General features: G+C 68.1%; 8 protein-coding genes. 5 read left to right on the forward strand and 3 right to left on the reverse strand.

Annotated elements, in window-relative coordinates; genetic code table 11:
* The first annotated feature begins 1 nt into the window (after position 1).
* The 4 genes from BFF76_RS19810 to BFF76_RS19825 all read left to right on the forward strand — a co-directional run bounded on the left by BFF76_RS19810 (position 2) and on the right by BFF76_RS19825 (position 3,215).
* Entirely contained in the window at positions 2–802 is an 801-nt protein-coding gene (locus BFF76_RS19810) for an ABC transporter ATP-binding protein (protein ID WP_031099933.1), read from the forward strand.
* 65 nt (positions 803–867) lie between these two features.
* Positions 868–1,296 carry an NfeD family protein gene (locus BFF76_RS19815; RefSeq protein ID WP_031099935.1) on the forward strand — a complete coding sequence of 143 codons (429 nt, stop codon included), beginning with the start codon at positions 868–870 and terminating at the stop codon, positions 1,294–1,296.
* A gap of 137 nt (positions 1,297–1,433) precedes the next feature.
* Positions 1,434–2,363 carry an SPFH domain-containing protein gene (locus tag BFF76_RS19820; RefSeq protein ID WP_031099937.1) on the forward strand — a complete coding sequence of 310 codons (930 nt, stop codon included), beginning with the start codon at positions 1,434–1,436 and terminating at the stop codon, positions 2,361–2,363.
* Between the two features lie 84 nt (positions 2,364–2,447).
* Entirely contained in the window at positions 2,448–3,215 is a 768-nt protein-coding gene (locus tag BFF76_RS19825; protein WP_065848733.1) for a sulfite exporter TauE/SafE family protein, read from the forward strand.
* 81 nt (positions 3,216–3,296) lie between these two features.
* On the opposite strand, the gene BFF76_RS19830 is transcribed toward BFF76_RS19825, so the two are convergent.
* The 3 genes from BFF76_RS19830 to BFF76_RS19840 all read right to left on the reverse strand — a co-directional run bounded on the left by BFF76_RS19830 (position 3,297) and on the right by BFF76_RS19840 (position 5,316).
* Positions 3,297–3,803: an HNH endonuclease gene (locus BFF76_RS19830; RefSeq protein ID WP_031099942.1), complete on the reverse strand. Its 507-nt coding sequence runs from the start codon at positions 3,801–3,803 to the stop codon at positions 3,297–3,299.
* A 141-nt stretch (positions 3,804–3,944) separates the two neighbouring features.
* Positions 3,945–4,478 carry a YbhB/YbcL family Raf kinase inhibitor-like protein gene (locus BFF76_RS19835; RefSeq protein WP_031099944.1) on the reverse strand — a complete coding sequence of 178 codons (534 nt, stop codon included), beginning with the start codon at positions 4,476–4,478 and terminating at the stop codon, positions 3,945–3,947.
* A 55-nt stretch (positions 4,479–4,533) separates the two neighbouring features.
* Complete coding sequence (locus BFF76_RS19840; protein ID WP_053929788.1) at positions 4,534–5,316, reverse strand: sporulation protein; 783 nt, start codon at positions 5,314–5,316, stop codon at positions 4,534–4,536.
* An 84-nt stretch (positions 5,317–5,400) separates the two neighbouring features.
* Here BFF76_RS19840 and BFF76_RS19845 point away from each other — a divergent pair, with 84 nt between their 5' ends.
* Positions 5,401–6,042 carry a DNA-3-methyladenine glycosylase gene (locus BFF76_RS19845; RefSeq protein ID WP_065848734.1) on the forward strand — a complete coding sequence of 214 codons (642 nt, stop codon included), beginning with the start codon at positions 5,401–5,403 and terminating at the stop codon, positions 6,040–6,042.
* The last annotated feature ends 232 nt before the right edge of the window (positions 6,043–6,274 follow it).

Consider the following 6,274-nt stretch of genomic DNA (forward strand, 5'->3'; position numbering starts at 1 on the left):
CATGAGCGATGTACTGGAGCTGGTGGACGTATCCGTGGTCCGCGACGGACGCGCTCTGGTGGACGACGTCTCCTGGTCGGTCAAGGAGGGGGAGCGCTGGGTCATCCTCGGACCGAACGGCGCCGGCAAGACCACCCTCCTCAACATCGCCTCCAGCTACCTCTTCCCCAGCACCGGCACGGCCAAGATCCTCGGCGAGCGGCTCGGCGGCGTCGGCACCGACGTCTTCGAGCTCCGTCCCCGCATCGGCATCGCCGGTGTGGCCATGGCCGAAAAGCTCCCCAAGCGCCAGACCGTGCTGCAGACGGTGCTCACCGCCGCGTACGGCATGACCGCCACCTGGCACGAGGACTACGAAGCCGTCGACGAGGAGCGCGCCCGCGCCTTCCTCGACCGCCTCGGCATGACCGGTTTCCTCGACCGCAAGTTCGGCACGCTCTCCGAGGGCGAGCGCAAGCGCACCCTCATCGCCCGGGCCATGATGACCGACCCCGAGCTGCTCCTCCTCGACGAGCCGGCCGCCGGGCTCGACCTCGGCGGACGCGAGGACCTGGTCCGCCGCCTCGGCAGGCTGGCCCGCGACCCGTACGCACCTTCCATGGTCATGGTCACCCATCATGTCGAGGAGATCGCACCCGGCTTCACCCACGTCCTGATGATCCGTCAGGGCAAGGTGCTCGCCGCGGGGCCCATGGAGACCGAGCTCAGCTCCCGCAATCTCTCCCTCTGCTTCGGGCTGCCGCTCGTCGTCGAACACCACGGAGACCGCTACACCGCCCGCGGACTGCCGCTCGGCCAGTAGGCGCACCACGGCCAACCTCGCAGGCGCCCTGTCGGGAACGGCACCCGCGGTCCTACGATGACCAGGTGGACATCGACGCGTGGGTGTGGTGGCTGATCGGCGCGGTGGGACTGGGCATCCCCCTCGTCCTGACCGCGATGCCCGAATTCGGGATGTTCGCCGTCGGAGCGGTGGCCGCGGCCGTCGTCGCGGCGCTCGGCGGTGGCATCGTCGCCCAAGTCCTGGTCTTCGTAGTGGTGTCGGTCGCCCTGATCGCGGTCGTCCGGCCGATCGCGGCCAGGCACCGTGCGAGCGCATCCCCGCATGCCACCGGCATCGACGCACTGAAAGGCCGTCAGGCCGTCGTCCTGGAGCGGGTGTCCGGCAGCGGTGGGCGCATCAAGCTCGCCGGCGAGATCTGGTCCGCGCGCTCGCTCGACGACGCCCAGGTCTTCGAGCCCGGCCAACAGGTGGACGTCGTCGACATCGACGGTGCGACAGCCGTCGTCATGTGAGCGAACAGGTCACACGGCAGGCCGCAGTCTGTCAGACTCGAAGTCGATCATCATGAGACCGTAACCGTCATAAGAATTGCGACCGTTCGGGCTCGATCACCGCGATCCGTCGGCAACCGAAGGGCACGAGGCACACGATGCAACCGATCATCATCGTCCTGATCATTCTGGTGGTGCTCGTCTTCATCGCCCTGATCAAGACGATCCAGGTCATCCCGCAGGCCAGTGCCGCCATCGTGGAGCGCTTCGGCCGCTACACCCGCACGCTCAACGCCGGGCTGAACATCGTCGTCCCGTTCATCGACTCGATCCGCAACCGGATCGACCTCCGGGAACAGGTCGTCCCCTTCCCGCCGCAGCCGGTGATCACCCAGGACAACCTCGTCGTCAACATCGACACGGTCATCTACTACCAGGTGACGGACGCCCGCGCCGCCACCTACGAGGTCGCCAGCTACATCCAGGCGATCGAGCAGCTCACCGTCACCACGCTCCGCAACATCATCGGCGGCATGGACCTCGAACGGACCCTGACCTCCCGCGAGGAGATCAACGCAGCGCTCCGCGGAGTTCTCGACGAAGCCACCGGCAAGTGGGGCATCCGCGTCAACCGCGTCGAGCTCAAGGCCATCGAACCGCCCACCTCCATCCAGGACTCGATGGAGAAGCAGATGCGCGCCGACCGTGACAAGCGCGCCGCCATCCTCACCGCCGAAGGCATCAGGCAGTCCGCGATCCTCACGGCCGAGGGTGAGAAGCAGTCCGCGATCCTGCGCGCCGAGGGCGAGGCCAAGGCGTCCGCCCTGCGAGCCGAGGGCGAGTCCCAGGCCATCCGCACGGTCTTCGAGGCCATCCACGCCGGGGACCCCGACCAGAAGCTCCTCTCGTACCAGTACCTCCAGATGCTTCCCAAGATCGCCGAGGGCGACGCCAACAAGCTCTGGATCGTCCCCAGCGAGATCGGCGACGCGCTCAAGGGCCTGAGTGGCGCCTTCGGCAACCTCGGCGGCGGCGCCCCCGGCTTCAACACCGGTACGGAACGCAGAGAGCAGCCCCCGGTTCAGTGACCCGGGAACACCTTCGTGCATGATCAGTGAGGCCCCTCGACCTTCATGGCGGGGAGGCATCACTGACCTACGAAGGAGATGGCTTTGTCCATCTGGGAAATGCTCGCCGTCTTCGCGGCAGGCGCCTGCGCCGGGACGATCAACACCATCGTCGGGTCCGGCACCCTGATCACCTTTCCGGTGCTGCTCGCCACCGGTCTGCCACCGGTCACCGCGACCGTGTCCAACGCGCTCGGGCTGATCCCGGGTTCCATCAGCGGCGCGATCGGCTACCGCGCCGAACTCACCGGCCAGCGCCGCCGGATAGTGAAGCTGAGCATCGGCGCGCTGATCGGCGGCCTCACCGGGGCCACCCTGCTGCTCGCCCTGCCCTCCAGGGCGTTCGAGACGATCGTTCCCGTCCTGGTGGCCCTCGCACTCGTCCTGGTCATCCTGCAGCCACGCATCAGCCGGGCGGTCCAGCGCCGCCGCGAGCGCACCGGCACCCCCGCCCGCGCCGACGGCGGGCCCCTCCTCTTCACCGGCCTGATGCTGGCGAGCGTCTACGGCGGCTACTTCACGGCGGCCCAGGGCATCATCTACCTCTCCCTGATGGGCATGCTCCTCGATGACATGATGCAGCGCCTCAACGCCGTCAAGAACGTCCTCGCCGCCGTCGTCAACAGCGTCGCCGCGCTCTTCTTCCTCTTCGTCGCCGACTTCGACTGGACGGCGGTCGTGCTCATCGCGGTGGGTTCCGCGATCGGCGGCCAGATCGGCGCGAAGGTCGGCCGCAGGCTCAGCCCGGGTTTCCTGCGCGCGCTGATCGTCGTCGTCGGCACCGCGGCCATCGTCCAGCTGGTGCTGCGCTGACGGACAGGAGCCCGTCCCCCTCAGGGGCTTTCCCCCGAGGGGACAGGTTCCGCACACGTTCGTCCCCGGCCCGCGCGGCGGTCACGCCGCGGAGCGTGCCAGCCACTCCGGCAGCGCCGAACGGTCGCCCGCACCCAGCGCGAGCAGCATCGCGTCCGCCGGGGACGGCACGAACGGCTGACGCAGCAGCGGCATGCCGGCCTGCTCGGGCGTCCGGGCCGCCTTGCGGTGGTTGTCCTCCGCACACGAGGCCACGGTGTTCAGCCAGGTGTCCTGGCCTCCCTGGGCCCGCGGCACCACGTGGTCCACGGTGCTCGCCCGCCGCCCGCAGTACGCGCACCGGTGCTGGTCCCGTATGAGCACACCCCTTCTGGACCACGGAGCGTGTCTTCGGAACGGCACCCGCACGTACCGGCAGAGCCTGATCACCCGGGGCACCGGAATGTCCACGGCGGCACCCCGCATACGGAGCCCGGGATGCGACTGCTCGACTACGGCCTTGTCCTGCAGGATCAGGACCACCGCACGGTTGAGTGTCACTGTCGACAGCGGCTCGAAGCTCGCGTTCAGTACAAGTGTGTCCCGCATCCCGCCCACCTCCCGTGTGCCGCCCGTCTGTCGGCGGGCCCGGAACAACTCTGTCCGGGCCCGCCGTGATGGACAACGCAATAAAAAGTGCCCTGCCCTGATCTCTCCAAGACCAGGGCAGGGCAAACGGGAGGCGAACATTCAGCTTGCGGGGGCGGTGTACTCCCCGATCAGCTGTGCGCGGCCCAGGGTGTGGAACCGAAGATTGAATCCGACCACGGCGGGTGAGGCGTCACTGTCCGGCCCGAGTTTCTCGGTGTCCACCGCGTACACGGTGAAGACATAGCGGTGGTTCTCACCGGCGGGAGGCGCGGCTCCGCCGAATTCCTTCGCCCCGTAGTCGTTGCGGGCCTGGACGGCACCCTCGGGCAGCCCTTCGAACGCTCCGGTTCCCGCACCGGCCGGAAGCTCCGTCACGGACGCGGGGATGTCGAACAGCACCCAGTGCCAGAACCCGCTGCCCGTCGGTGCGTCCGGGTCGAAGCACGTCACCGCGAAGCTCTTCGTCTCCGCGGGGAAGCCCTCCCACCGAAGCTGCGGCGAGGTGTTCCCCGCCGCGAACACCTGGGCGTCCGCCAGCACGGCGCCCGGCGCGAGATCCTCGCTCACCACGGTGAACGGGGGGACCTCCGGATGGAAGTCGTGCGGCAGCGGCGCCCTCTTCGGCTCGGTCACGTCAGCACCTCTCCTGATCGGCTGTGCGATGTCTTCCCACCGACCCTAGGCGCTGTCAGAGCCAGTTGCGCTGGCCACCGACCTGGGCGAGCCACTGATTGAGATAGGCGGACCAGTCCGTGCCCTGGAAGTCGTTCAGCCCCACCTTGAACGCACGGTAGGAGTCGCTGCCCTCGCTGAAGAGACCCGGCTTCTTGTCCATCTCGAGGATGACGTCCATCTCGCGGTCGTCCGCGACGAACGTCAGCTCCACCTGGTTCAGCCCCCGGTACTGCTGCGGCGGGACGAACTCGATCTCCTGGTAGAACGGCAGACGCTGCCGGGTACCGCGGATGTGACCGCGCTCCATGTCCGCGCTGCGGAAACCGAAGCCCAGCTGGCCGAAGGCGTCCAGGATGGCCTGCTGCGCCGGCAGCGGGTGCACGTTGATCGGGTCCAGGTCACCCGAGTCCAGGGCGCGGGCGATCTCCAGTTCCGTCGTCACCCCGATGTTCATGCCGCGCAGGTGCTGCCCGGCGAACATGGTGATCGGCGTCTCCCAGGGGATCTCCAGGCCGAACGGCACGACGTGCACCGCGCCCGCCTTCACCTCGAAGGCACCACCGAGGCGCTGCTTGGTGAATTCGATGTCCTGCTTGGTCTCCTGGTCCCCGCCTTCGACCTCGACCCGCGCCTGCAGACCGACCGAGAGAGCCTCGATCTGCTGGTCCACGGATCCGCCCTGGATCCGCACCTCGCCCTGGACGACCCCGCCGGGGACGACGTTGAGTTCGGTGAGTTCGGTCTCGACCGAAGCACCGCCGGCACCCATGCTCGCGAGCAGCCGCTTGAAGCCCATGTTTTCCTCCTTGGTCCTGCCCCTACATACGCGCCCCGACCGTAGCCGGTTCCCGTCGCGCCGAGCCCAGTACCCTCGGACGCCATGAACGAGGGCATGGACCGCACGCCGATCACGCGGGAATTCTTCGACAGGCCGGTGCTGGAGGTGGCACCCGATCTCCTGGGCCGCATCCTGGTCCGGAGCAGCGACGAGGGTCCCATCGAGCTGCGGCTGACGGAGGTGGAGGCGTACGCGGGAGAGGCCGATCCGGGCTCCCACGCCTTCCGGGGCCCGACCGCCCGCAACAGCGTGATGTTCGGGCCGCCGGGACATTCGTACGTCTACTTCACGTATGGCATGTGGCACTGCCTCAACCTGGTGTGCGGTCCCGAGGGCAGGGCAAGTGGTGTCCTGCTCCGGGCCGGGGAGATCGGCATCGGGGCGGAGATGGCTCGCAAACGTCGATTCTCGGCCCGGCATGACAGAGAACTGGCCAAAGGGCCAGCACGTCTGGCCACCGCCCTCGGCGTCGACCGTGCGCTGAACGGAACCGACGTGGTCGCGGGCCGGCAGCGGCCACTGTCCGTCCTGCACGGCTCACCGCCCTCACCCGACCAGGTACGAAGCGGCCCGCGTACGGGCGTCGGCGGCGACGGCTCCCACCAGCCCTGGCGCTTCTGGATCGACGGCGACCCCACGGTCAGCCCGTACCGGGCGCATGTGCCCCGCCGCCGCGCAACTTGACTCACCCCTGCTGTTTCCCTAATGTAGTCCGAGCCGCTTGAACGGATGCAGTGTTCTTGGCGCGGTCCATCGGATCGGGTCGAAGCATCGTGAGAGGGCCAACCACTACCTACGATTCACCCCTGGCGGGTGCAATTTCGGCATGCCGGAATGTGCCCCATCGGCTCGATTATGAGTCGCTGAGGAAATCAGCTAACGTAGTGAACACGCCGAAAGGGAAACGCGAAAGCGA

This window comes from Streptomyces mutomycini (assembly GCF_001700505.1).
GTDB classification, from domain to species: Bacteria; Actinomycetota; Actinomycetes; order Streptomycetales; family Streptomycetaceae; genus Streptomyces; species Streptomyces mutomycini.

What these genes read in the sequence shown, in the direction of transcription:
- BFF76_RS19810 (WP_031099933.1), top strand. Translation starts at nt 2, where the DNA reads ATGAGCGATGTACTGGAGCTGGTGGACGTATCCGTGGTCCGCGACGGA.
- BFF76_RS19820 (WP_031099937.1), top strand. Translation starts at nt 1,434, where the DNA reads ATGCAACCGATCATCATCGTCCTGATCATTCTGGTGGTGCTCGTCTTC.
- BFF76_RS19830 (WP_031099942.1), bottom strand. Translation starts at nt 3,803, where the DNA reads ATGCGGGACACACTTGTACTGAACGCGAGCTTCGAGCCGCTGTCGACA.
- BFF76_RS19840 (WP_053929788.1), bottom strand. Translation starts at nt 5,316, where the DNA reads ATGGGCTTCAAGCGGCTGCTCGCGAGCATGGGTGCCGGCGGTGCTTCG.
- BFF76_RS19845 (WP_065848734.1), top strand. Translation starts at nt 5,401, where the DNA reads ATGAACGAGGGCATGGACCGCACGCCGATCACGCGGGAATTCTTCGAC.